Source organism: Bradyrhizobium sp. PRIMUS42, assembly GCF_023006515.1.
Taxonomy (GTDB): domain Bacteria; phylum Pseudomonadota; class Alphaproteobacteria; order Rhizobiales; family Xanthobacteraceae; genus Bradyrhizobium.
In genome coordinates this window covers 1-991 of the sequence record NZ_JALBGZ010001264.1, presented here as the reverse complement: position 1 = coordinate 991, position 991 = coordinate 1, and the positions used below count along the sequence as shown (strand labels likewise).

The 991-nt window shown below is 66.1% G+C and carries 1 protein-coding gene and 1 pseudogene; both read right to left on the bottom strand.

Annotated features, from left to right (window positions below):
- The coding region (locus MOV75_RS39565) for a biotin-independent malonate decarboxylase subunit gamma (protein WP_247008270.1) at positions 1-521 on the bottom strand (521 nt) is incomplete at its 3' end.
- Positions 508-991, bottom strand: a pseudogene (locus tag MOV75_RS39560) (biotin-independent malonate decarboxylase subunit beta); the annotation flags it as partial. The gene MOV75_RS39565 and the pseudogene MOV75_RS39560, both read right to left, overlap by 14 nt.

The window sequence follows — 991 nt, the reverse complement described above, 5'->3', positions numbered from 1 at the left end:
GGCGCGAACACCGGCGTGGCTTCCGCCTTCGCTTTCAAGACATCGATCGGAAGCTTGGTGACGCGTGCCATCGAGGGCAGGTCCATCACCGCGGGATGCGCGCCGGGCAGCGCCACCAGCGTGCCGGTGGCAAGCGCGGTGGCAATGAACGCGCCGGCAGCACTGCCGCCATAGAGAAGGCCGACGGTACGGTGTCCTTCGGCTTCCGCCAGCAGCAGGGACTTGGCGAGATGCGACAAATATTCGCTGAGGCCCAGCAGTTCGTCGCGTTTGCTCATGCGCTGGCTGGCGGAATCCACCAGGAACAGGATCGGCGCACGGTCCTTCGTTTTGACGATCTCAAGCACGCGCCCCGCGAGCACAATTGCTTCATCCACGCCGAGCGGCTGTCCATGGGTGACGCCGAGGACGTGAATTGGTCCGCCGCCGGGCAGGACTGCCCGTCCCGCGAGCATCGCGCCCGATGTTTCGATCTTGCTGCCGTGCGGGAACAGGCTGGTCAGGATTTCATCGAGCGTCATCGGCATTCTCTCTGTTGTTGGCTGCGCGGAGAAATGCTTCGGTCGGAAGTGCGGGGATCTCGGTCGGCTCGTCGACGCCGAGCGCCTGCCAGATCTCAACGGCGTCCTCGGTCTCGCCGAAACGCTGCAGCCGTCGTTCGAGTCGCTTCTGCTCGGCCTCGAGAATCTCGGCGTCGCATCGTCTGCCGGCCCTGAGCGCGTCGATCGCGGCTTGCCGAAACGCCATCGCTTCGTCGTCGACGAAGGTGTCGGCTCCGCCGATGAGATAGCGGTGCTTGCCGCCCATCGTGCGCCAGACCAGCGCGCGGTCGCGCGAGTCGAATTCCTCGATCCCCTTGTTGGTCTCGATCACCTCGGGGCCGCTGACGCTCAGCCGCCCCTGTTCGGAGATGATCAGCCGCGAGCAGGTGCCCGCGATCAGGCTGCCGCCGCCATAGCAGCCGGCGCGCCCGCCGATCAGGCCGATGACG